Origin of the sequence: Helicobacter sp. MIT 03-1614 (assembly GCF_000762925.2) — a bacterium.
Taxonomy (GTDB): Bacteria; Campylobacterota; Campylobacteria; order Campylobacterales; family Helicobacteraceae; genus Helicobacter_C; species Helicobacter_C hepaticus.
The window spans coordinates 48170-72542 of the sequence record NZ_JRMS02000009.1 but is presented as its reverse complement, the minus strand read 5'-3'; the positions used below and the strand labels follow the sequence as shown (position 1 = coordinate 72542).

Here is a 24373-nt window from a genome sequence, read left to right as displayed (position 1 = left end):
CTCTCTATAAAAAACTTCATAAAAGCCTTTTATAAAAAGAATTATTTTTTAAGAAAAAAGAACTCAATATTCCTTCAAAAAGGATTCCAAAGAAATATTGAGAACAAAAACTATTGATTGTATTCTTTAAGCCGTGATTCGTGTATTTTGCTATTGTCAATAAAGGTTTCAAAGGTAACTTTTCCTTCTTTCCTTAATTCAACTACCCAATCTTTTAATTGATATTGGTCCAAATACATAAACACATACTTAATGGGAAGTTCATCTTGTTCATATAAAAAGCCACCAAATGAAAATAAGGGGGCATTTGTTAAACCAAAATGATTGGGATATAACTTATCATTATCTCCACAATACTCCATACTTCCCGAACCACCTAAGACATCATCTCTAAAATCTCCAAATCTCATCTCAAAATCGATTTCATTTTCAATGAGTTGTTTTTTTGTGATGTCTGTTGGGTGTTCTTGTTGAAAAAACTCTTTAAGGCTTCCTCGATAATGGAGAGTCATACCCTTTTTATCAAAGGTTATGAAATCTTTTCCATAATATCGATTCAAATCCTCAATCACCGCTTTTGTTACTGAATCTTGCATAAGGTCTCCTTTATGCGATTTCTCTATTTTGGCTCAATTCTTTTTCAAGAAAATCGCACAAATCAGAATATCCACTTACAAAATGGCCATCGATAAAGTCTTTCATATCAGGTGAGCTGAATATTCGGATATTGTATTGCGCTCCATTGATATAGTCGTCAAATTCTTTCAATACGCCATCTAAAAGTTTCTCAGCTCTCTCAAGAGTCTTTTTACTTAGTCTTTTTACTTGAAAAATCTCACGCACTTGTCTCTTGTCAAGATACAGATACCCAAAGGGGTAACTGTCCCAAGAACAAACAGAACCTCGTGATAGACTAAGTCCGCCGTGGTCATAACAATATACCTTGATATAGATATAGTCATTTCTTGCAAGAAAATCCTCTATCTCATCGCAATCTGCAAAATCATCAGGCACCCAAAAAGTTTCACCCTCTTTGTTGTCAATGCTTTTGTAGGTGTCATCGGTAAAATGCCTTCGCGAAGTGCTTAAGAATCCTACACCAAGTCCCTCTAATGGGTCACTCCCACATACATCGTGTTCGACTAAAAACCATCTGCCGTCCTCAACTTGCGTCATAATTCCATCAACCTGTTGTAGTGCCTCTAAAGCTTTTTCGTTTGTTACATTTACTCTTTGTAGCATAATATGCTCCTTTTACCCATAATACTTAGCTCTTGGGATTTTAAAATTTAAGCTAAATATGAAGTTAAAAAACTCCATTGAAGGAACATTTATCCCTAGAGGGAATAAAAGAATGTTCCCTCTAGGAATTTTTGTAGATTCTGTTTAGTAGGCAAAATCAAACAATGTTGGCTGATTAGAATAATCCTCAGCTTGGGTAGCTTCAGGATAATATCCAATACTTCCGTCCTCTTTTAGCTCTATATTGCTGTTAATATCAACAATAAAGTGTCTAAAATAAACGAGTGCTTCATCGTAAGTTTCAAAAGATAGCGTATAGTCCTCTTGTCCTTCCTCGATTTCTGTCACAAGGTATAAACCTGAAACTTTGTCTTGGTGGATTTTAACGAGTGAGCCATACTCTGTTGCTCTTATCATTTCCTCTGCATAAGCTTCCTCAAAAAGTGATAACTGAATCATAATAAAACCTTTCTCCCTAATTTTTATGGGAACTCATAGCAAAAGCTATGGAACAACGCTGCTTGGATATTTGTCCCACAAGGAACAAAGATGATATTCCTCGCAGAACAAAAAACTGACACTGAAGTAAAAAGTATTTACTCCATCAAGCACTTTTTGTGAATTTGTCCTAGAGGACAAAAATAAAAAAGTCCTCTGTGGAACAAATAAAAACACTATCTAGGATAGTTATTTTTTGGGTGGTTTGCTAAAGCCACTTATGATTTCCTCAAGCCAAATTAATGGTTGATTTATCACAAAGCTTAAGAATCTAATAAAGCCTATCTTGCCTTTAAAATTGTGTAGGACATACTTTATGCTAAAAGCACTTAGTATGAGAGCCAAACACAGATAAATCAAAGCACAATAGCCAATAAAACAAATCATAGAATACCTCTTGAAACAAGCTCTTGGTATTCATCATCACTTATCAAATTTTCCTCTCCACTTCTATAAGCAGTAACAAGAGCCGCTCCACTCACACCGCGTTTTTCTAAAACTACTACAATGTTTGTAGCAGTATCAAAAAACTTTTGTGATTGTGTAATGTGCATACCTCCACGCTCAATTACTTGAGTGTTTCTAATAGCACGAGCGATTGCTCCTGAAAGCTCCTCACTTTGATTTGCTTCAAAGCGTTGTTGAACTCTTTGAATAAAGTGAGATGAAGTTGAGATTCCTCTTTGAACTTGCCCAAAGAATAGAGCAAAAAGTGATGTTTCTGATTTTTTTGTTTTCTTGGATTCTTTTTTTGCTAAGGTTCTAGCAATTTTGGTAGCTACACAAGAAATTAAATCTTGCGTATTGATGTGTGTGTAGGTCATTTGAAATCTCCTAATGTAAATAAATCACACAAGGAAAATTTCACTTCCACAAGGGAAAATAAAAAATTCCCTTATGGAAACAATGAGCTATTAAAAATTAATAGCAAGCCTTAAGACTATTACACATAGCGAACTTTGTGCTTTTGTTTTCTGCTATATTTTGTTTTATCACGGACAATTCTTGTTTGTAAAGAAATTTCCCTTCTAAAATTTGCTTGTATAGCAGTGTCTCGCTTGATGATTTTCATACAAAATCCTTTGAAAGTAATTTAAAGAGTAAAATACTCCAAAAGAGATTTATAGCAGTATCCCAAAAGGGATAAGCAAATAGAATCCCTGTTGGAATATTCAAAAAAGTTAAGGAATAAAAATATGGGAAAGAAGCAGAGGAAAAAGTCAAAAAGACTTAATCCTCAAGGAGTAGAAGCTATTTGAAAATATTTGTAATAAAGTCAAACACTTTTGGTTGCAACAAGAACATCAAAACGATGATACCTATTGCATAGTATCGAACCAAAAGATTGAGCTCGTTAAAAAATCCTGCAAAATTAGCAGTGTTCGAGAACAATTTTTTAATACACGCTTTCTCTCCGCTTCTAGTATCCAAATACCAAACGAAGGGCAATCAGCTCTCTTGCTTGGTGCGGGACTTTGTGAAAATGCTGTTAATGGATTTCTCATTAAAGGTAGTGTCACAAAAATAGAGACAGCGGGAGAAAATGCGACAACGATAGATAGTAAGGGAAAGGTAAAGACAAGAGTGCAAGAGAATTTTTGTTCTCAAGTCTATGCCTTTGATACGAATCGTGGCAAATATATGAAATTGGTGTAAGGAGTTATTATGAATGGAATAGAAATTTTCAAAATAATAAGCGGAGAATATGTAGATGAGCGCGGGGAAAAATTTGATGCCGAAACTAGAGTATTTGCTTGTGAAAAACTTGCAATGGATTACTTCCGTTCTCAAGTGGAAAACAACAATAACATTTCTTTAGCCTCTTTTACAGATGAGGAAGCGGTCGAATTTGCGAAGCACAACGAATCTCTACATAGGCGGTATTTTTTTGATACTGAGATTCTGCACCTTAAAACACCAAAATGCAGGCATTGTGGAAATCCTGTGGAAGCTTCCGCTGTGGATACCTACAAGTATTTTTGTCCCGAATGCGAAGAGGATTTTATGTCTTTTGAAGTTATCTAAACACAAGAGACTAAGAATCTCAAAAGACTACTAGGAGGTAGATATGAAAGATATGTTCAGGCGTGACTTAAAGGGTTTTTACAAAGCAACACACGAAAAATTGTATCATTGGGAACACCTCTTATCGCATTGCGAAAGAGAAATCACAAAGATAAAAGCCATTGGTGCTGTGGATAATCCATACATCGGCTATTATAGTGCATTATCGCGTATCTGCCTTTTCAAAATTGCTTCAAAAGAATACAGAAAATAATCTGTTTAGGAGCACTTATGAATAGCATAATGGTAATGAACTCAAAGGGTGTGCTTATGAATCCTTACTGCCTAAAAGATAGCGACTTTGACATTGATGTCATTGCACAAACATTAAGCAGGACTTGTAGATTTTGGGGACAAACAAAGAAATTTTACAGCGTAGCGCAGCATTGCCTCGTTATGAGTGAGATTCTTAGTGGAAACCAAGAGCTACAAAAATGGGCTTTGTTGCACGAAGCATTTGAGGGTTTAACGGGTATGGATGTTCCTGCTCCGATTAAAAACTCTCCTTATATGCAAGAATATAGGTTGGCAGAGCAAAGGGCGTTAAAACAAGCGGCTAGGCTGTTTGGACTTACTCCTACTATGCCCGATGAGGTGGTAATTGCAGACAGGCGATTACTCGTTAGTGAAGCACTTGTGCTTATGGATACACAAAATTACGATTGGGAGCAAATCGCAAAGCCTTATTCAAAAGATATACTTGAGGTTATTCATCAAGAATCTATCTTGGAAGTGAAGGATTTTCACGAAACAATCAAATGTCGTTTTCTTAAAAAATGGCACGAGTTGTTTTAGTGTTTATGGTTATACCCATAGTAGTTTAAAAAGGAGATTGAATGAATACTCAGCGCAAAGAAATAACAAGGATTTATGCTATTGTTGGCAATGATAATCGTGAGTTTTACGCTTATAGTAGTGAGGAGTTACGCGATGTTGATTTTATTAGAATTGCTCAAGATGAAAGCAAAAAATGCAGTAATTGGCAAGGTGTGATTAATACTGCTAGTAGTGCAGAGGCTTTCTTAAACGAGCATTGCGATGATGGCATTATTGTTTATAAAAGGGTGGAGAATATTTTGGTTACAACCATAACCGAACTTTGTCCTTTTTGCGAGAATGAGGTCAAACTGCAACCTTTTTTGAGGTTTCAGTCTTGTCCTGCTTGCTCTAAAATAATAATTCCTTGTAGCTTGTGTGTCACAAAAGATTGCTCTTATTGTCCGTTGGTCCAACAAAATAGTTTCTGCGCTGAATTATCAATTTTTGATGAAGATGACGAAAACCACATCAAAATTTACACTGAAAATTTTGAAAGTTCTCTATCGGCAGAAAACTATCTTTTGTCTCAAATGCAAAAAGTTTTAAACAAACATTTGGCATTAAATCTTAACGATGATGATTGGAGCGATGAAGCCTATAATGATAAAAAAACACAGATTGCTTATTGGCTTAATGACAATTTGCGAGCTGCACGCGTTATAGGTTCAAATGGGGCTCTAGTGAAAAGATTTGACTTTCACGAGGAAACATTGAGCTAATTTTTAAGTTGTGCTTGGCACTATTTTGTTACCGATAGGGTAGATATTTTTGCCCTATTGGCAAATAGTCTGTCCTTTGGTGCTTTTAATTGAAGGAGACACAATGAAAATTATTTTGGCTTTAAATTTTATATTGGTAGGATTTGGCGCAACAGCAAACTTTGTCCCTAAAGAAACTTGTAATTACTCTAGCAATAGTGTAAGTGCAAAACAACATTTTGTAGTAGGCTTTCAAAACTCTATCGGCAAATGTTCGATTCGTTAGGATTTGCTATGAGTGCTTTATCTGCTGTCAAAAATGAGATACCACTACAACCAAATCGGGTATTTGCAGCTATCTTACTAAGATATGGCTATAATCCCAAAATGATGTGGAAGCGTAATGGTGTCTATGGTTGTGGCAATAGTGGCTTTAGATTCTATCCAAAAGATTGGACTTTTAGTATATCTCGTTGGAAAACTGAATATGTAGGTGGGCAATATGAAAGAAATTTTGTAGATACATTTTACAAGGTTGTTTTCAATATTGCTACTAATTCAATTTCTTGGCACGAACTTCAAGATGTCTATGAAGTTTCTGCCTAAGATTTCTTTTTAAAACTTGATAGAATCTCTATTATCTATCAGGTTTCCCATTTGGGTTTTAAAAATAGATATACTTAGAAACACTTTCTTACTCCCATTCTATAAAAAACTGATATTACATTTATCCCTATCATTCTAAAGTGGTAACAAGAGTGGTAACACGAAAATAAATACTTATTTACAAAATGCTTGTGTATTTTATAAATCTAACTTTTTTCGACTCCCGCTACTCCGACCATTACGAGAATACTTCAAATCTATTGAGTATATTGATTATACAGCTCACACCCTTCTTGGAATCCTATATCACACGCTCGTCCATAAAAACTAAGTGCCTTCTTTTTATTTTTTATCATACCTATGCCTTTAGCATACATATCACCTAGATTCATACACCCTGCACTACTCCCACCTGCACACGCACGTTTATAAAGCATCATTGCATTAGCATAGTTTTTAACAACAAATTTTCCTTTTTGAGAAAGCATACCTAAATTATTACACCCATCAGGTTCAGCATAAGAACACGCATAGCTATACAGCCGAGCACTTGTAGCATAATCCTGCTTTACACCAAGTCCATTTTCATATAAGACTCCAAGATTGCTACATCCTTTAAGCACGCCTCCATTGCAAGCAAGTTGATAATAATAGGCAGCCTCTGCATACCATTGCAAATCATCTTCGCCCTTCATATATTCGTGTGCGACAAAATAGCAATCTCCTGCCGAGCCATTCTCACAATTTTGAAGATATTGAGCAATTCTCTTGTGCATATCTGAACTTTCGGGATGCTCCATATTTTCATCAGCAAGCCACGCACCAAAAGCAACACTTAAGCTTATGGTAAAGGCAAGCAAGATTCTCATTATTTTTCCTTTAGTTTCAGAGCTTTATATTCATCACAGCCCTCTTGGAAGCCAAAATCACACGATAAGCCATAGTATTCCATTGCTTTTTGCCTGTCTTTTTTAACACCTTTGCCTTCCATAAACATTTCTGCAAGATTAAAGCACGCTTTATCATCATTTGCCAAACAAGAATCTGCATAATACAATCCTGCTTGTTTAAAATCTCTCCTCACACCCAAGCCCTCCTCAAACATCACTCCCAAATTATTACAACCTCTCGCATAGCCTGATTCACAAGAGCGATGATAAAGATTAAGAGCAATATCATAATCTTGCCTCACTCCCAAACCATAATGATAAAGCACACCCAAAGAGCTACACGATTGTGCAAAGCCACCATTACACGCTTTAAAATAATAACTTGCACTTACAGAATAATTTTGACTCACTCCGCTTCCTTGAAAATACAAAGTTCCAAGTGCGTGGCAACCACCCATATCATCACTAGCACAAGCATTTTCATACAGACGCACTGCTCTTTTAAATTCTCCCTCAAGCCACGCCTGATACGCTTTTTGTAGAGGAGTATAGTTTTTTGATTCTCCAAAGCTTACATTTGCGCACAATAAGCTTAAAATTAAAGCTACTCTTGTTATTTGCACTCTCTTACCTCTCATTGCATTCGCCTTTAAACTTTAAATATTCTTTGAATCATTCTAAATAATCTCTATGCTAAAAGCGTTCCTTTTTTGGTAAGATTCTATACAAAAAAGCAAAAAATTAAACTTTAAAAAGAAAAAATGTGTAAAAATGGCACGATTTTTTCTTTAAAAATTTTAATTTTGAGATTTTTAGAGAATCGCTTACAAAGAGGTGTTATGAAACAAATTTACTTAGGAATGCTCTGTATTGCAATAAGCAGCTTTGCGCTAGAATTTGGTTCTATGGGGCAAGTCTCTGCTGGTATAGGTGGAGCAGGGGTTGCACTTAAAGATTCTGCGTGGGGATTATATTATAATCCTGCACTGCTAGGTGCAGATAGACGAGCAAAAGTAGGTTATAGCTTTGGAGCACAAATTAAAGAACAAAATCTTGCGCAGGTTGCAACTATTGATGTGGATAACCTTAATAATCTTCCTACTACACTTAATGAACAGATTATGAGTGGGGGAGGAGCAAGTGTAACTATTGGAGGCACAGCAGTTGATGGTGCACTCGGTGGAGCACTCAATGCGTTAATTCCTAATCCTCAAACTCCCGGGACAATTACAGCAACTGATTTATCAAATCTTCTTACAAGTCTTGATTCTACAACTACTGCTTGCACTACCTTTGCTAATTGTGCTACCACTATTAGTGGTAATATAAACTTAGCAAATAAACTCAAAGATAAACTCATTGAGGCAGCAAATAAAGGTGGTAGCCCATTGATAGGAAATATTATCTCTGGTATTGATGCTAGTAATCTAGGTGATGTGTTAAATGGACTTGACCAAGCAGGCAGCACAGCAGATATTGCTGATAAAATTTTAGAATCCGCAGGGAAACTTACCCTCACAAAAGGTGCAGATTCTGTTATTGATAAGCTTTTAAATGACTTTGGCATTATTAATAGGGCATTGAATAATAATGATGTCAATTTCTCCTCACAAAATGGCTTTGTCTTCCAAATCGCAGGAGATAAAAAGCAAAGGCGTATAGAGAGCGATAAGGTGGGAAATATTGATATACAAGAAGTGGATACAGGACGTGGTGCGGTAGGGCTTGGTGTGTTTGCTTCCGCATTTTCTAATGCCTCTTTGACACTTGATTCAGTTCGTAATCAGCTTATTTTTGACTTGGGAGGTAAATATTATCTCGCAAGTATCAGCGGAGATAGTATTTCTTTAGAATCTGGTAAAACCCAACAAGATTTTGATAATAATTCAATAATGAGTAGCCAAGCACAACATACCCTTAATGCAAATGCTTTAGCCCTTGTAGAAGTCCCACTGGGCTATGGACATACGCTTTTTACGCCTTTAGGAGATATAAATATAGGGATAGCGGGTAAATTTATGCACACAATGAGTTATGGAAAAAATATTAACTTTAGTGTAGGAAATGTGCCAGATGTAGATATTAATAAAAATGACATTACCACAGGTTATGTTTTTGGAGCTGATATAGGGCTACTCTACACACCACGATTTATGAAAAATTTTAATCTCGGACTTGTGGTAAAAAATATCAATAATCCTGTGATTAAGACTCATAATGGGCAAGATTTCACCATTCATCGGCAAGTGCGTGCGGGAGTGAGCTATGAAATGCTGAATTTTTTAACCTTTGCTTTTGATGCTGATATTTTGCCCAATGATACCCTCTCACTCTCAAGTCCGCAAAGTCAATTTCTTGGTGGCGGTGTTATGGCAAATTTTAAATTCATAGATTTAAGGCTAGGAGCTATGCAAGATATACGCTCTAATGCTGGAGAAGGACTTATCCTCACGGGGGGAATAAATCTCTTAGGATTCCTTGATGTGGCAGTGCAATATGGCTTAGGGCAAAATATCACCCTGTATGATACAAATCTCTCTAATTATATGAGTGTGAGAGTCGGAGGGCAATTTAGCTTCTAAGTGCCTGCGTTATTCAATGGCACTATTAAGCATATCTTGGGATTTTTTAAGTGCATTAAATTGTATATCTTTTAATCGATTGCTCTCAATGCTATTTTGTGATGGTGAAATTGACGTGTTGCTGCGTGTCTTAGAATCTCGCAATTCATTGGGCTGCATACCACGAGGCATTTTTACAAAAATATCCTCATAATTCTTTTTCCCTACGCTATGGCGCACATACACTTCACCCGTGTTGGTTGAATAAATATAAGTATCTTTCCCATCAGAAAACATTACCCACTCCCCAGCACACAAACTCATCCCAAATAAACACAAAACTATCGCTACTGCTTTCATATCTGCCCCTTGATTACTTAGAGTCTAAAGTAAATTTAAGTCGCTCATAGAGTGCTAAAATCAGCTCTTTTTTCTCATAAAAACTATTTTTATTTGCTATTAAATAAGCGCTTGATTCCATAATAACCTCATCAATTTTGAGATTATTTTGCTTCATTGTCGCTCCTGTTTCTACAATATCCACAATTGCATCGCTTAAGCCCACAAGTGGTGCAAGTTCTATTGAGCCATAAAGTTTTAAAGCTTCAATAGAAATTGCTTTGTTGGAGAAATATTTGCGTGTAATATGGGGCATTTTGGTGGCAATTTTAAGCTGTGGCTTTTGATAGTCAATGCTTTTGCCCAATTCAGAACCTACCACAACTTTACATTTGCCAATGCCAAGATTTAAAAGCTTGACTACATTTGCTTGTTGCTCCTCAATCACATCTAATCCTACAATTCCTATATCTGCAGCTTGATGAATGACATAAGTTGGCACATCTTGACTACGCACGAGCATAAAAATAAAACCTTGATGCTCCAAAATCAGCTTTCTGTCATCAAAAACAAACTTGCTTCCATATAATCGCTCAAACAATGCTAAACTCTCATTTGCTATACGTCCTTTGGGCAAAGCTACTTTTATCATTTCTCCTCCTTATAAAATCTTGGCTAACTTATTAAATTTGTTTTTCTAAAACTTTTTGCATACCTTTAAACACAAGAGTGTTATCATAAATGGCATTCTCAAAAAAACGCGCGAAAAACTTACCATCACCACCTGTAAAATAAAGTTTTTTGGTGCGCGAAGTATTTTTTATCATTAAAATTACACTTTTAAGCACACCAAAACTAATTGCATCTGCAGTATTTTGAGGCAAAATAGAAAGATTCACACCAGGTTCAATCTCTCTATTTAATACAGGCGAAATATCACTATACATTCTCCTATATGCTTCAAGTCCAGGCATAATATATCCGCCTATATGCACACCCTCTTGCATAACATCTGCAGTAATTGCACTTCCCGCATCAATAATCACTCCATTATCAATCGCCCTACACGCCGCCTTTCTATCCACACCTAAACCTACATATTGCGTTTGCAACTCTATATGTTCATTCACATTTACACAATGTGGGTGAGAAGCAAGCAAACAACGCTCAAAGCGCTCATTTACGCTTATATAATAAATAGGGAGATTCTCTTTTTTTTTCGTAAGTGCATAAGGCTTTTCTTTCCAAATCCTGCCCTTATGATAAAAATGTAAAAAGGTATTACCTATATCACAAAGAAGCATTACTCAAACCTTTTATATACTTTATCATAAAAAAAAGTATCTTGATTGTAAAAAAGGCTTTTCTTCTTGGCAAGATTATTTTTATATATCATAGGAGCAAAATCTTTAAGATTAAGTGCTATCAGATACCCTCCGGATTCAAGTGTATAAAGTGTATTGTTTTTTATTACAATCCCACTTAATACTGCAAAGGGCAAACGCACTTTACGCAATAATTTCAATGTATGGTCAAGCTCTAAAATCTCACCCTCAATGCTTAAAACATATACTTTATTATTAAAAAATAACACATCGCGCAAATCCACATCATATTTAAAGCTCTTATTATCAATAATGGCACTTACACGTTTAGCCGTAGCAGCAAGAATATATTTTTCTTGAGCATATAGATAAATAACATTATTAAAAAACTTATCGCTTATAATGAGAATATCTTTGACGATTTTATTTTGTGCAATGCTATAGATAAGAATCTTTCCTTCTAAATCCGGATAAATCACATATTCAGATGTTATTTTAGGCGAGGCAAGATAAGAGTTTATAGCCAAAACAGAGGGATATTTTTGAGAGAAAATCTCTTTTTGTTTGACAATATCATAATACACAAGAGTATTATCCAAAAGCACCATAGCAAGCTTATTATCCTTAAATGCTGCAGAAAGTATGCATTTATCAAAAGGAAGTACGTGGATAGTGGGCGCATTTTGCGTTGCATCTGACTCTATTACCATAATCTCTTGGCATTGTTTTTGCAATACAAATATATTGTTATGTTGTGTAAGGAATGTGTAACCTTTTTGCACTAAAAGAGGAGTGATACCTTGTGTAAAACTAAGCAAAGTATGGTCTTTAAGCACTGCGCCTTCTCTTGATGCATTTTGTATAGCTGCACTTAATTTACCATTAAAACGCACTTCACCACTGATAATTTGAGGCTCAAAATGCTTTTTAGAACTGCAGCCATTGATAAAAAATCCTATTATCAAGCATACAAAAGCTACAAATATGAATCTCCTTTTTATCACAACTTCCCCTTCTTGTTAAACTTTATTGCCTATGATGATGGCTTATCGCGTAATCCAAAATGTTTTAACATCATAGCTTCTCTATAAAGTGGTGAGCTTTCCGAGATAAGCATAAGCTTTTGATGTGCCTCTTGGGGTTTATGTGCTTGAAAAAGAAGATATGCTTCTTGCAAAATTGCTAAATCTTTAAGGCTTGAACTCGTAGTTTTCTCTAAAGATTCTAGGTTTTGTGCAAGAGCAGCTTGATAAGAATCTTGATTATTTGTTTTTTCTAATAGCGAACTTGCCTTATAAGAAGCAACTTCATATCGCGCAAGAGTGCGCACAAACTCATTTTTTGAATCTATTAAACTTTCATACACGGCTATATCGCCGTGTGCATTACTATAACGATATAAATCATACAAAGCTGGGCTTGATTTTTTTAATGATTGCAAAGCCTCTTTGTCTGTTGCATCTTCAGCAAGTTTAGCATACGCCAAACTTGCTTCTTCTGCACGTTTAGACACCATATAATCATTTATAATCCACCCTATACCAATCCCAAACATACACAATATAAGCAATATAATATATTTGCGATATCTGCGCCATAAAATCTCCAAGCGAAATGCGCTTTCTAAGATTTTCTCATCTTTATTGAATTCGTCTTTTATGTCTTTTAAATCTGTTTTTAAACTCATAGAATCTCCTTTAAGCCAATGGCTTTCCCTGATAGTGTCCTTTGCGTGCAACACCAGAAGAGCCAAATCCTCTCTCTCCACGCACACTCTGCCCTAATTCCTGCACCTCTGTAAATACCGCTTGAGTTACCTCACTCACAACTGCTTGAGCGATTCTATCACCTCTATGAATATGAAAATCTTCATTTGAATGATTGATTAAAACCACTTTAATTTCTCCACGATAATCACTATCAATCGTCCCAGGCGTATTAAGCACACTTACCCCATTATGAAGTGCCAATCCACTTCTTGGACGCACCTGCACTTCAAAGCCAGATTCTATCTCAAAAGCTAATCCTGTGCCTACAAGCCCTCTATCTCTAGCTTTTATTAAAGAATCTTCCACTGCGTGTAAATCAAATCCTGCCGCTTGTGGCGTCTGATAACTCGGTATCACAGCGTGAGAATGAAGTTTTTTAATCTTAATATGTATATGCTTCATCACTCTTTACCCCTCAAATACAATGTCCTTATAAAATACCTCAAGAATCTCAAATTCATTTTCTCCATTAGGCAATGTGATACTCACTTCATCGCCTTCTGATTTACCCATCAGTGCTTTAGCAATAGGCGAAGAAACTGAAATAAGCCCCTTAGAAGGATTACTTTCCATAGAGCCTACAAGCGTATAAACAAATTCTTTATCAGTATCAAGATTAAGAATCTTTACGCTTGAGCCAAAACTTACCTTATTATGTGGCAAACTTGCAGGGTCAATCACTTGCGCATTCGCAAGCATAAGTCCCAATTCATTGATACGTGCTTCAATAAAAGCTTGTTTTTCCCTCGCAGCGTGGTATTCTGCGTTTTCTTTTAAATCCCCGTGGCTACGTGCAATATCAATTTCAACCACAATGCGTGGACGCTCCACTTCTTTGAGATTTTTAAGCTCCGCACAAAGCTTTTCATAGCCATAATTTGTCATTGGTTCTGTTGCCATTTTTCTCCCCACATTTACAATATTTTATAAAACTTATAATTATAGTTAAACTAAAATAAACAAGGGCTAAATACCATACTTTTGTTATGAGATAATATACTGCCTCAAAAATATTAAAGATTCTTGAGCATAGTCTCATAAGCTGCTTTTGTCCCAGGACGCACTTTGCTCATTAAGCTCACTATAATAATAACTATACTTGCACAAACAAACCCCGGCACTATTTCATAAATGCCAAAATAACTTGAAAGAAAATTCTTATACACCACCACTACTACAGCCCCTGTAATCATTCCACAAATTGCTCCTAGTCTCGTCATTTTGCTCCAAAATAAAGAAAAAAGCATAACAGAACCAAAGCTTGCGCCAAAACCAGCCCAAGCATAGGCTACTATATTTAAAATACTTGAATTTTTATCAGTTGATATTAAAAAGGCAACAACTGCAACGAGCAAAACTCCTATTCTTCCAAGCCTCATCACGGTTATTGAACTTGCTTCTTTATTAAAAATTCGTCTGTAAAAATCTTCAGCTATGGTTGAGCTAGATACCAAAAGTTGTGAGCTAGCTGTGCTCATAATAGCCGCAAGTATGGCTGAAAGTAAAATACCAGCCACCCAGGGATTAAATAAAAGCTGACTCATCACAATAAAAATTTTTTCAGGGTCGTGGAGAGTGAGACTAAATTTATGCACATAAGCAATGCCCAAAACCCCTATTAAACAAGAACCGAGTAAGGAAATAATCATCCAAGAGATACCTACAAAGGTTGCTGTAGATATTTCTTTTGTTGAACGAATAGACATAAATCGCACAAGTATATGGGGCTGCCCAAAATATCCTAATCCCCAAGCTAGAGCTGATATAATAGCAAGTGCCGATACTCCTTTTCCCATAGAAAGAGCACTTGGCTTTACTTCGCTCACTATCTGTATAGCTTGCCCAAAGCCACCTAAATGACTTAACATCACTACGGGCACAACTATCAAAGCACACATCATTAAAAGCCCTTGTATCAAATCAGTCCAACAAACCGCTTTGTATCCACCTAAGAAAGTATAAGCCACTATGATAAGAGTGCCTGTGATAAGAGCATATTCATATTTAAGTCCAAAAGTGCTTTCAAAAAGTTTAGCTCCACTTACAAGCCCAGAACTTACATAAAAGGTAAAAAATATTAAAATCACAAACGCGCATACCACGCGCAATATATGCTTATCATCATCAAATCTCGTCTCAAAATAATCAGGTATGGTAATACTATTAGCAATCACACTTGTATAGATTCTTAATCTTTTTGCTACAAAAGTCCAATTTAAAAAAGCTCCTATGGTAAGCCCTATGGCTATATAGCTTTCTATAAAACCACTCACATAAAGTGCACCTGGCAAACCTAATAAAAGCCAACCACTCATATCACTTGCTCCCGCACTCAGAGCGGAAACAACAGGTCCCAAAGAACGACCACCTAAGAAATAATCCTCTGTATTTTTATTTTTCGTAAAAAAATAAAAACCTATAAAAAGCATTAAAGCTGAATAAGCTATAAAGGTGATAACAATTTCTATATTAATTTGCACAACTTCCATATCATTTTCCTTTTTTTATTTTTCCTTACAACCCTATTAAACCACCTAAAGCTTTACATAAAGCAAATAAACAAATTTTAGCTTAAAATCAAAACTTACTTCAAAACTCTTGCCCCTAGATTTCCATATCTGTGATAAGAGATGCTTAAAGATTTTTCATTAAAATAATACAAAAGCTCAAAATGCCCATTAATTAAAGGCTTATCTCGTTTAATAATTTTGGCATTTAAAGCCGCTTGTTGATAAATAGGATTTTGCCTATCTGGCTTGCCATAATAAAAAATGCGTTCAAAATTTGCTATTGTTTTTGAAAATTCAAACTCGTTTTCTTTTTTGGATTCAAACTCAAAAATGCGAAGTTCTTTTTGGATAAAATCAAGATTCTCATTTTTTTCGTAGCTTAAATAAACTCTCACTCCACTTATCTTTCCTGCTATAAGCACAGATAAAATATCACTTAAACTATCATCTGCGCTTATTCTCAAAGCAAGACTTTTGATAGGCGTATAAGAAAATAAATTATCTTCACCTCTAATTTGCACATAATCTTTACTTTGGCTAAATTCATTTTCATAATGGTAAGTATAACTTTTAGCCATTAAAATAGCTTTTTGTAATTCTGCCTTTAAGTGAGAATCTAATTTTAAACTTAGCTCGGCTAAAGTCTTGCTTAATACATTTTCTTTGACATTCATATCAGCCTCATCTTGGCTTATATGTAGAAATTGTGTTACATAATTATAAATTCCAACTTTTCTACCAAAACCTATGGCAGATTTTTTTACTCCTCCAAAAGGCTGACGAAGCACTATTGCTCCTGTGGTTGGCTTATTTATATAGATGTTTCCAGCTTCTATATGAGTATGAAAATACTCCCATTCTCTTTCATCTAAGCTCTCAAGCCCAGCGGTAAGCCCATAACCCGTAGAATTGACTATATCAATGGCTTCTTCTAAATTTTGTGCTTTCATCACACTCAAAATAGGAGCAAAAAGCTCATTTGTATGAGTAAAATCTCCTTTTTTAGTGCCATATTTTATGGCAGGACTCATCAAATGCTCATTTTTATTGATAAACTTAGCCTCTAAAACCCAATGTTCATAAGGAGCAATCTCTTTTAAAGCTTTTTTAACCTTATCACTTGGCTTATCGGCTAAAGCCCCAAGCTTATTTTTAAATTCAAAAGGCGAACCAATAGCCAAAGATGAAGCTGCATCAATAAGACATTTTTTAAACTCCTCATCTTCATACACTTCTTTTTCAAGCACAAGCAAAGAAGTAGCTGAACATTTTTGCCCTGAATTTGAAAAAGCTGAATGAATAATATTTTTCACAGCTTGATCTCTATCTGCCATTTTTGTAACTATGGTTGCATTTTTCCCTCCTGTTTCAGCACTTAGCCACAAAGTAGGATTGGTTTTCAACATAGTATAAGCTGTTTCTTCTCCTCCTGTTAGCACACAAGCTTTGATTTCATCGGTATTTAAAAGGTATTTGGATATATCGCTTCCTTTAGCGGGCAAAAAGATAAGTCTATTTTTGCTGATACCAGCGTCCCAAAAACACTTGCAAATCTCATAACCACTTAATACTGACAAAGATGAAGGCTTATAAATGACTACATTACCGCTTGCAAGCATAGAACTAATACTCCCAACCGAAATACCTATAGGAAAATTCCAAGGTGCTATGACTAAGCCAACGCCTTTTGGACTAAATCTTGTCTTTGGGTTTGTTCTTCTTAATTCCTTTAAAGAATATGGATAAAACTCAAGAAAGTCAATAGCTTCGCTTACTTCAGAATCTAGTTCTAAAAAAGTTTTACCCACTTCAAGAGCAGCTATACCTATTAAATCCCCTCTTCTTTCCCTCATTAATTGAGCAGTGCTACTTAAAATCTCATAGAGATTATCAAAGCTTAGATTCTCATTTGCGCTTAAAGCGACCTTTAAACTTTCTTTTATCTCATTTTCTCCTGCCAAATAAATATGTGCTATGGTTTGGTTATTGATTTTATCTTTTTGTTCTACATTTTTTAATTTCTTGTGCGTGAAGTCAAGCTCGCCAGCAACAGGATAAAGCTTGATGTCTCTTAAATTTTCATATTTAACACGTATTTTTTGCGCCCAAACTCTGTTTTGAGCAAGAATAAAATCTGTATCAGGCTCATTTTTAAAAACTCCGCTTTGATACGAGCTTTGTTCTTTTGGCACATTATTTCTATCTTGGATTCTATGTGTGCTATTATCAAGATTTTTTATACCCTTTAAAGAGGCAAGAAAAAGCTCTTTTTGTACATTCCACGCTTTATCTCCTACCTTAAGCCCAAAAAAGTGTCTCATAAAATTATCTTCACTTGTATTTTCATCAAGCCTTCTTACAAGATAAGCTATAGCATTGTTAAAATGAGATTCATCACAAACTGGGGCATAAAGGATAAGTTGATGTATTTTACTTAACTCCAAAGAACACTGCATACTCATACCCTCAAGCTGCTCAAAAGTAAAACTATCTAGTGCATTTGCTCTTTTTATCCTTATATAAGCATAAGCTATTTCAAAAATATTATGACTTGCTATACCAATATGAATAAACTTATAATTATCATCCTCTAAAACAAAATCGAGCATTTTATTATAATTACTATCTGTATCTATCTTTTTATCAAAAGTGGGCATTGCCCAACCTCTTTGAGAAGCAATAAGCGCCTCGGATTCCATATTTGCGCCTTTAACAAAGCGGATTTTAATGGGTTTCATTCCTTTTAAAACTCTTTCTTTAGAAAAAGCATACAGCTTTTTAAGATATTCATAAGAATCTGGCAAATATGCTTGAAGCACTATACCTGCCTTTATATCAAATTGAGCAATACTTTCCATAAAAGCAGCCACTGTAAGCTCTAAATCTCTAAATTCTTCCATATCAAGATTGATAAACTTAGGCTGATTCTGTCTTTGCTCTTCTTCTAAAGCTAAAGCATAAAGATTCTCAAGCCTCTTTACTATTTCTGCTTTTGAATAATCAAAATCTATGATATTAATTTGAGAAAAAATTGTAGTAATTTTTATAGAAATATAGGTAATATAATTGCTTTTTATAGCTTCTTCATATTTTTTTATGCGATATTTGCTCTCAATTTCACCCAAAACCTCTTCACCTATAAGATTAACATTTAAGATAATATTGCTCTGATTTTTTCTCGCTAAAATATGAGATGTTAATTGCGCCTCATTGGCATCTAAAACCATACTTTTAGTGTCATTTCTTAAATGTCGTATAAAAAATGGCACACTTAAATGTGGAGTGAATTTTCCAAAATGTAAAAATGCAAAAAGCAAAAATTTCTCAAAAGCACTAAAAAAATCAGGTATGCCATATTTATTTAAAGAATATTCTATAAATTCAAAACTTGTCTTGGCTTCTTTTGAACGAAAAGAGCGATCAAGCAATTCAATAAGCATAACCTTAGCTTTAGGGTCATTTAAAAGTTTTTGCATCTTAAAATGAAAGGCTTTCTCTCTTGATCTTATGCTCGTATTAATTTTTTCTTGCAAATCTGCGGCAAAATCAAGGCTTTCTTGGATAATTTCTTGCATTTGTTTTTCCATAATAAATAATTTAATTTTTTAATCAATTTGAGTAACAATAATAATTTTAAAAGAGCTTTAGATTATACTTGCTCAAGGTTAATACTCCTTCATCTTTTCTAACCTTAAGATTCATAATTGCAACACAAAATAGGCTTTCTCATTTTCGTAATATATTTTAAAATATAAATATAAAATTTAAAAAGTAAAATATTTTTTTAATATAACTGATATATATCAAGTATCTAAAATGAAAATCAAGGATAAGATTCGTTCAATCATTTGGATTCTCCAAATGTAAGCGAAATTTTAAGGAGGCTTTATGACAAGCAAAATACAAGGTAAAAAGCCCACACTTTCACGCCGAGACTTTATTAAAAGTGCAGCAGCAGCTTCGGCAGCAGCAAGTGTCGGGCTAAGTATCCCAAGCGTAATGAGTGCAGAAGCACAAAATGCGCAAAAGCTGTGGAAATGGGATAAATCAGTATGTAGATTCTGTGGAACAGGTTGTGGCATTATGGTGGCTACACAAAAAGATAGTGCGGGACAAGCTAAAATTGTAGCAATTAAAGGCGATCCGGAAGCACCAGTGAATCGTGGCTTAAATTGTATTAAAGGATATTTTTGCGCCAAAATTATGTATGGAGCAGATAGGCTTACAACACCTCTTTTGCGTGTCAATAGTAATGGAGAATTTGATAAAAAAGGTAAATTTGCTCCTGTAAGCTGGAAAAGAGCTTTTGATGAAATGGAAAAACAATTCAAAAAGGCTTACAATGAGCTTGGACCCACAGGTATAGCAGTTTTTGGCTCTGGACAATACACAATTCAAGAGGGTTATGCTGCTGTAAAACTTGTTAAAGGCGGATTCAGAAGCAATAATATTGACCCAAATGCACGACATTGTATGGCAAGTGCGGTTGTTGGCTTTATGGAAACTTTTGGTATTGATGAGCCTGCTGGGTGTTATGATGACATTGAACTTACAGATACAATCGTTACCTGGGGTGCAAATATGGCTGAAATGCACCCTGTGCTTTGGAGTCGTGTAACCGATAGAAAATTAAGCAGCAGTAATGTAAAAGTGATTAATCTCTCTACTTATACGAATCGCACTTCGGATTTAGCAGATATTGAGATTATCTTTAAACCACATACTGATTTAGCAATTTGGAATTTTCTTGCACGCGAGATTATCAATCGTAATGCTGTAGATGAAGCATTTGTAAAAGAAAATTGCGTTTTTAGCACAGGTTTTGTTAATATCGGTTATGGTATGAGAAATAATCCTCAACACCCTAAATTCAAACCTGAAGAAAGAAATATAGTTGCTAAAGAAGTATCAAAAATAGTAAGCAATGATGAGGGTATCACACTGCAATATTTAGGCATCAAAGCAGGTGAAGAAATGAAAATGGATAAAGCTGGTGCAGCAGGAAATCACTGGGGCATTAGTTTTGAAGATTTCAAAAAAGGCTTAGAGCCTTACACACTTGATTTTGTAGCTAATCTTGCTAAGGGTAATCCTGATGAAAGTATAGAATCTTTCAAGCAAAAGCTTCAAAGTTTAGCAGATTATTATATTGATAAAAATCGCAAAATTGTAAGCTTTTGGACTATGGGTATGAATCAGCACCAAAGAGGCACTTGGGTAAATGAACAAAGTTATATGGTCCATATGCTTCTTGGCAAACAAGCTAAACCCGGCAGTGGTGCGTTTTCACTTACAGGACAGCCTAGCGCGTGCGGCACTGCTCGTGAAGTGGGAACATTCTCACATAGACTTCCAGCAGATATGGTAGTAGCAAATCCAAAACATCGTGAGATTACAGAAAAAATATGGAATCTCCCCTCTGGCACACTCAATAGCAAAATCGGTGCACCCTATTTGAAGATTATGCGTGATTTAGAAGATGGTAATATCAAATGGGCGTGGGTGCAAGTAAATAATCCTTGGCAAAATACAGCCAATGCTAATCACTGGATTGCTGCAGCAAGAGAACAAGATAACTTTATCGTTGTAAGCGAGTGTTATCCAGGCATAAGTGCCAAAGTGGCAGATTTAATTTTGCCAACAGCAATGATTTATGAAAAATGGGGTGCATATGGTAACGCTGAAAGACGCACTCAACATTGGAAGCAACAAGTTGTAGCACCCGGTGAGGCTATGCCCGATATTTGGCAAATGGCTGAATTTGCAAAACGTTTTAAACTAAGCGAAGTATGGAGCAAAGGATATGAAGCCCTTGATATTAAACCGGTTTTAGAATCTGCCAAAGCTATGGGCTATACAGAAGAAGATACGCTCTTTGATGTGCTTTTTGCCAACAAAAATGCAAAAAACTTTAGTGCACAAGACGCTCTACTTAAAAATGAGTTTAATACCGAAGTATTGGGCGATTCTCGGAATGTTGAAGATGGCAATGGAGAAGCATTTAAAGGATATGGGTTTTTTATCCAAAAATATCTTTGGGAAGAATATCGTCAATTTGGACTAGGACACGCTCACGATTTAGCTGATTTTGATACTTATCATCGCGTAAGAGGCTTGCGTTGGCCTGTTGTAAATGGTAAAGAAACACAATGGAGATTTAATGCAAAATATGACTTCTATGCGCAAAAACTTGGTAATGGTAAAGCATTTGCATTCTACGGCAATAAGGGCAAAGATATGCCTGCTGGCTCACTTAATGCTCCAAGCGAAGAAAAAGTTAGTATTGATAACAAAGCAAAAATCTTCCTTCGTCCTTATATGGACCCCTGTGAGATGCCCGATAAAGAATATCCTATGTGGCTTTGCACTGGGCGTGTATTAGAACATTGGCACTCTGGCACGATGACTATGCGTGTGCCTGAACTTTATCGTGCTGTGCCTGAAGCACTCTGCTATATGCACCCTGATGATGCTAGTGCTCAAAATTTAGAGCAAAATCAAGTGGTATGGGTAGAATCTAGAAGAGGTAAAGTCAAAGCAAAACTTGATTTACGCGGACGAAACCGCCCACCAAAGGGGCTTATTTACGTGCCTTGGTTTGATGAAAATGTATTTATCAATAAAGTTTGCCTTGATGCAACTTGTCCAATTTCAAAGCAAACAGACTTTAAAAAGTGCGCTGTGAAAGTGTATAAAGCATAAGGATAAAATGTGTCAGACGAAACACTCAAGCCATCAAACCCCCAAAGACGCGAAGTGCTGCTTAAAATAGGGCAAAATGCAGGTTTTGCTTTATTGGGGGCACTTATATGGGGTGCGTATGTTAATGTCGCTAAAGCTGGAAATGCTAATATTTTGCGCCCCCCTGGTGCGAGCAAAAATGATGCTGATTTTGTTGCAAGCTGCATTAAATGTGGTCTTTGTGTGGAATCTTGTCCATTTTATACGCTCAAACTTGCTACGCCAAATGATGATACCACTCTTGGCACACCATTTTTTGAAGCTCGCAAAGTGCCTTGCTATATGTGTAAAGATATTCCTTGTGCAGCAGCGTGTCCCACTGATGCACTTGATTTAAAACGTCTTTACAAACCCAAAAAACACGAAGAAGATGGGCAAAGCTATACTCAAGCAGATATTAATAATGCCACAATGGGTATAGCTATCGTGGATTCTAAACATTGTGTAGCTTATGCAGGCATACAATGTGATGCTTGCTATCGTGCGTGTCCGCTTATTGACAAAGCCATTAAGCTTGAATATAAACGTAACGAACGCACTGGAAAGCACGGATTCTTATTACCTGTAGTAGATAGTGATTATTGCACAGGTTGTGGTATGTGTGAAAAAGCGTGTGTAACGGAGCTTCCCACAATCATTGTGTTGCCTCGTAGTGTTGCATTAGGTAAAATGGGAACAAACTATATCAAAGGTTGGGATAAAACTGATGAAAACAGACTTTTTGAACTCAAAGAGCAAAAAAACATCAAGTCTAAAAAACCTAGCCATAGCGATAGTTTAGAGTATCTCAACAATTCACTTGGAGAGATATAATGAAGTTTGCAAAAATAAAATATCTGCTTCTTAGGCGTTTATCTCAATTTGTAATTCTTGCACTTTTTATAATGGGGAATTATTCTATTGCGACACTTAAAAATGTGCAAAACAAAGAAGAATTGGGTGTTTTTGGTGGCAATATAGAATCTCTAATAGGAGATTCTAGCTCTGTGGTGGCAAAGCAACCAAGCATACTAAGCTCTATCGTGCAAGGAAATTTAAGTCATTCAAGCTGGTTTGGTGGCGCTTTTAATCTCACAGACCCTTTAAGTGTAATGCAAATTTTTCTTGCAGGTGGTGGATTAGCATTTGATGTATTGCTCGGAACTTTGCTTGTAGTGCTGATTTATGGCATATTTTTAGGGAGGGCTTATTGTGCTTTTGTTTGTCCTATTAATCTTATAACAGATTTTGCAAACTTCTTACGTGCAAAGCTAGGATTAAATTATGCTCAACGTAAGCTCTTTCTTTCGCGTTCTACACGATTTGTAATCTTAGGGCTAGGCTTAAGTTTAAGCGCAATATTTGGTGTAGCTGCCTTTGAACTTATTAGCCCTATCTCTATGGTGCATCGTGGTGTAGTTTTTGGTATGGGTTTTGGCATTTTTGCCATAGTGGCTGTGTTTTGCTTTGATTTATTTGTACTTAAAAATGGTTTTTGTGGGCACATTTGTCCGCTTGGGGCAATGTATTCACTCATTGGGAAATTTGCACTTTTACGCGTTCATCATACACTTTCACATTGCACAAAATGTATGAAATGTGTGCAAATTTGCCCTGAGCCTGAAGTCCTAAAACCTATTGGCAAACAAGGAGGCGCATTAAAAACAATGACTTGTTTGCGCTGTGGGAGATGTATTGAGGTGTGCGATGATAACGCACTGAATTTTAGTATTTTAAATTTTACACACAAGGAGAAAAGATGAAAAAATACGCTCAAAGTTTAATAATTGGGTTACTTGGATTGGCATTTTTCGCGTGTTCAGATTCTACGGAATCTAAAAGTGATAATGTGTCTAAAGAGATACAAGGTGAAATGTTTAAAGATAGTGAAATTGGCTTAAGAAAAGTGGATTTGCAAGATGAAAAAGATGTCAAATTACTTCAATATGCATATCCTAATGCTTCTGCAGGCGAGAGCACACTTATTGAACGCTCATTTGAAAATGCTCCACCTATGATTTCTCACAGCATAGAAGGTATGCTACCTATCACAAAAGATGATAATCAATGTCTTACTTGCCACGACCCTGCAGTTGCAGCAGATGTAGGTGCTATAGCCGTTCCTGCTTCGCATACTTATGATTTGCGCACAAATAAAAATTTAGGCGAAGTCTCTCACGCACGATTTAATTGTGTGTTATGTCATACTCCACAGGCAAATGTAGCACCAGCTATTGCCAATACTTTTTCACCTGCTTTCCGCACTCAAGAAGGCAAAAAATCATCAAATCTTCTTGATGTTCTTAATGAGGGCGTAAATTAAGGTTAAATA

29 protein-coding genes are annotated in these 24373 nt (G+C 35.8%); 12 read left to right on the top strand and 17 right to left on the bottom strand.

Going from position 1 to position 24373, the window contains the following annotated elements:
* Positions 1-110: 110 nt before the first annotated feature.
* The 6 genes from LS66_RS07545 to LS66_RS10400 all read right to left on the bottom strand — a co-directional run bounded on the left by LS66_RS07545 (position 111) and on the right by LS66_RS10400 (position 2812).
* Positions 111-596, bottom strand: coding sequence for a hypothetical protein (locus LS66_RS07545; protein ID WP_011115125.1), 486 nt, complete (start codon positions 594-596; stop codon positions 111-113).
* A 10-nt stretch (positions 597-606) separates the two neighbouring features.
* Positions 607-1242, bottom strand: a complete 636-nt coding sequence (locus LS66_RS07540; protein ID WP_052057468.1) for a hypothetical protein — start codon at positions 1240-1242, stop codon at positions 607-609.
* A 144-nt stretch (positions 1243-1386) separates the two neighbouring features.
* Positions 1387-1701, bottom strand: coding sequence for a hypothetical protein (locus tag LS66_RS07535; RefSeq protein WP_052057466.1), 315 nt, complete (start codon positions 1699-1701; stop codon positions 1387-1389).
* Positions 1702-1929: 228 nt separating this feature from the next.
* Positions 1930-2127, bottom strand: a complete 198-nt coding sequence (locus LS66_RS07530; protein WP_011115128.1) for a hypothetical protein — start codon at positions 2125-2127, stop codon at positions 1930-1932.
* Positions 2124-2564: a hypothetical protein gene (locus tag LS66_RS07525; protein ID WP_011115129.1), complete on the bottom strand. Its 441-nt coding sequence runs from the start codon at positions 2562-2564 to the stop codon at positions 2124-2126. The genes LS66_RS07530 and LS66_RS07525 overlap by 4 nt, the downstream gene beginning before the upstream one ends.
* Before the next feature lie 119 nt (positions 2565-2683).
* Positions 2684-2812 carry a hypothetical protein gene (locus tag LS66_RS10400; protein ID WP_011115130.1) on the bottom strand — a complete coding sequence of 43 codons (129 nt, stop codon included), beginning with the start codon at positions 2810-2812 and terminating at the stop codon, positions 2684-2686.
* A 218-nt stretch (positions 2813-3030) separates the two neighbouring features.
* On the opposite strand from LS66_RS10400, the gene LS66_RS07520 reads away from it, so the two are divergent.
* The 7 genes from LS66_RS07520 to LS66_RS07495 all read left to right on the top strand — a co-directional run bounded on the left by LS66_RS07520 (position 3031) and on the right by LS66_RS07495 (position 5927).
* Positions 3031-3396, top strand: coding sequence for a hypothetical protein (locus tag LS66_RS07520; RefSeq protein WP_034367490.1), 366 nt, complete (start codon positions 3031-3033; stop codon positions 3394-3396).
* Positions 3397-3405: 9 nt separating this feature from the next.
* On the top strand, positions 3406-3765 hold the full coding sequence (locus LS66_RS07515; RefSeq protein ID WP_034367488.1) for a hypothetical protein: 360 nt from the start codon (positions 3406-3408) through the stop codon (positions 3763-3765).
* A 43-nt stretch (positions 3766-3808) separates the two neighbouring features.
* Positions 3809-4018, top strand: a complete 210-nt coding sequence (locus LS66_RS07510; protein ID WP_034367486.1) for a hypothetical protein — start codon at positions 3809-3811, stop codon at positions 4016-4018.
* A 17-nt stretch (positions 4019-4035) separates the two neighbouring features.
* On the top strand, positions 4036-4599 hold the full coding sequence (locus LS66_RS07505) for a hypothetical protein (protein ID WP_236096996.1): 564 nt from the start codon (positions 4036-4038) through the stop codon (positions 4597-4599).
* 41 nt (positions 4600-4640) lie between these two features.
* Positions 4641-5342: a hypothetical protein gene (locus tag LS66_RS07500; RefSeq protein WP_034367484.1), complete on the top strand. Its 702-nt coding sequence runs from the start codon at positions 4641-4643 to the stop codon at positions 5340-5342.
* Positions 5343-5445: 103 nt separating this feature from the next.
* The gene (locus tag LS66_RS10095; protein ID WP_158295420.1) at positions 5446-5607 is read left to right on the top strand and encodes a hypothetical protein; all 162 of its coding nucleotides are present in this window, start codon (positions 5446-5448) and stop codon (positions 5605-5607) included.
* 8 nt (positions 5608-5615) lie between these two features.
* Positions 5616-5927 (top strand): hypothetical protein, encoded by a 312-nt coding sequence (locus LS66_RS07495; RefSeq protein ID WP_011115112.1) that lies wholly within the window; start codon positions 5616-5618, stop codon positions 5925-5927.
* A 257-nt stretch (positions 5928-6184) separates the two neighbouring features.
* On the opposite strand, the gene LS66_RS07490 is transcribed toward LS66_RS07495, so the two are convergent.
* Positions 6185-6796, bottom strand: coding sequence for a tetratricopeptide repeat protein (locus tag LS66_RS07490; RefSeq protein WP_034367482.1), 612 nt, complete (start codon positions 6794-6796; stop codon positions 6185-6187).
* Positions 6796-7455 (bottom strand): tetratricopeptide repeat protein, encoded by a 660-nt coding sequence (locus LS66_RS07485; protein ID WP_138091986.1) that lies wholly within the window; start codon positions 7453-7455, stop codon positions 6796-6798. The genes LS66_RS07490 and LS66_RS07485 overlap by 1 nt, the downstream gene beginning before the upstream one ends.
* A gap of 201 nt (positions 7456-7656) precedes the next feature.
* Here LS66_RS07485 and traF point away from each other — a divergent pair, with 201 nt between their 5' ends.
* On the top strand, positions 7657-9399 hold the full coding sequence (gene traF / locus LS66_RS07480; RefSeq protein WP_138091983.1) for a conjugal transfer protein TraF: 1743 nt from the start codon (positions 7657-7659) through the stop codon (positions 9397-9399).
* A 9-nt stretch (positions 9400-9408) separates the two neighbouring features.
* Here the strand turns inward: traF and LS66_RS07475 are convergent, their stop codons facing one another.
* The 9 genes from LS66_RS07475 to LS66_RS07435 all read right to left on the bottom strand — a co-directional run bounded on the left by LS66_RS07475 (position 9409) and on the right by LS66_RS07435 (position 18887).
* Entirely contained in the window at positions 9409-9738 is a 330-nt protein-coding gene (locus tag LS66_RS07475; RefSeq protein WP_138091980.1) for a hypothetical protein, read from the bottom strand.
* Positions 9739-9751: 13 nt separating this feature from the next.
* On the bottom strand, positions 9752-10369 hold the full coding sequence (gene hisG, locus LS66_RS07470) for an ATP phosphoribosyltransferase (protein ID WP_034366517.1): 618 nt from the start codon (positions 10367-10369) through the stop codon (positions 9752-9754).
* Between the two features lie 31 nt (positions 10370-10400).
* Complete coding sequence (locus LS66_RS07465) at positions 10401-11021, bottom strand: type III pantothenate kinase (RefSeq protein WP_011114993.1); 621 nt, start codon at positions 11019-11021, stop codon at positions 10401-10403.
* Positions 11021-12046: a hypothetical protein gene (locus LS66_RS07460; RefSeq protein ID WP_034366514.1), complete on the bottom strand. Its 1026-nt coding sequence runs from the start codon at positions 12044-12046 to the stop codon at positions 11021-11023. The genes LS66_RS07465 and LS66_RS07460 overlap by 1 nt, the downstream gene beginning before the upstream one ends.
* Positions 12047-12075: 29 nt before the next feature.
* Positions 12076-12729 (bottom strand): hypothetical protein, encoded by a 654-nt coding sequence (locus LS66_RS07455; protein ID WP_034366511.1) that lies wholly within the window; start codon positions 12727-12729, stop codon positions 12076-12078.
* A gap of 10 nt (positions 12730-12739) precedes the next feature.
* On the bottom strand, positions 12740-13213 hold the full coding sequence (gene dut, locus LS66_RS07450; protein ID WP_034366509.1) for a dUTP diphosphatase: 474 nt from the start codon (positions 13211-13213) through the stop codon (positions 12740-12742).
* Positions 13214-13219: 6 nt separating this feature from the next.
* On the bottom strand, positions 13220-13711 hold the full coding sequence (gene greA / locus LS66_RS07445) for a transcription elongation factor GreA (protein WP_011114997.1): 492 nt from the start codon (positions 13709-13711) through the stop codon (positions 13220-13222).
* A gap of 113 nt (positions 13712-13824) precedes the next feature.
* Entirely contained in the window at positions 13825-15300 is a 1476-nt protein-coding gene (gene putP / locus LS66_RS07440) for a sodium/proline symporter PutP (protein ID WP_034366505.1), read from the bottom strand.
* Between the two features lie 95 nt (positions 15301-15395).
* Positions 15396-18887, bottom strand: coding sequence for a proline dehydrogenase family protein (locus LS66_RS07435; RefSeq protein ID WP_162846487.1), 3492 nt, complete (start codon positions 18885-18887; stop codon positions 15396-15398).
* A gap of 322 nt (positions 18888-19209) precedes the next feature.
* Here LS66_RS07435 and napA point away from each other — a divergent pair, with 322 nt between their 5' ends.
* From napA to LS66_RS07415, 4 genes are read left to right on the top strand one after another with little or no spacing between them, the layout of a single operon-like run.
* Entirely contained in the window at positions 19210-22023 is a 2814-nt protein-coding gene (gene napA / locus LS66_RS07430; protein WP_034366500.1) for a nitrate reductase catalytic subunit NapA, read from the top strand.
* A 9-nt stretch (positions 22024-22032) separates the two neighbouring features.
* Positions 22033-22875, top strand: a complete 843-nt coding sequence (gene napG, locus LS66_RS07425) for a ferredoxin-type protein NapG (RefSeq protein WP_034366497.1) — start codon at positions 22033-22035, stop codon at positions 22873-22875.
* Positions 22875-23804 carry a quinol dehydrogenase ferredoxin subunit NapH gene (gene napH, locus LS66_RS07420; protein WP_011115003.1) on the top strand — a complete coding sequence of 310 codons (930 nt, stop codon included), beginning with the start codon at positions 22875-22877 and terminating at the stop codon, positions 23802-23804. Before napG ends, napH begins: the two co-directional genes overlap by 1 nt.
* On the top strand, positions 23801-24364 hold the full coding sequence (locus tag LS66_RS07415; RefSeq protein WP_034366494.1) for a nitrate reductase cytochrome c-type subunit: 564 nt from the start codon (positions 23801-23803) through the stop codon (positions 24362-24364). Before napH ends, LS66_RS07415 begins: the two co-directional genes overlap by 4 nt.
* Positions 24365-24373 lie beyond the last annotated feature (9 nt).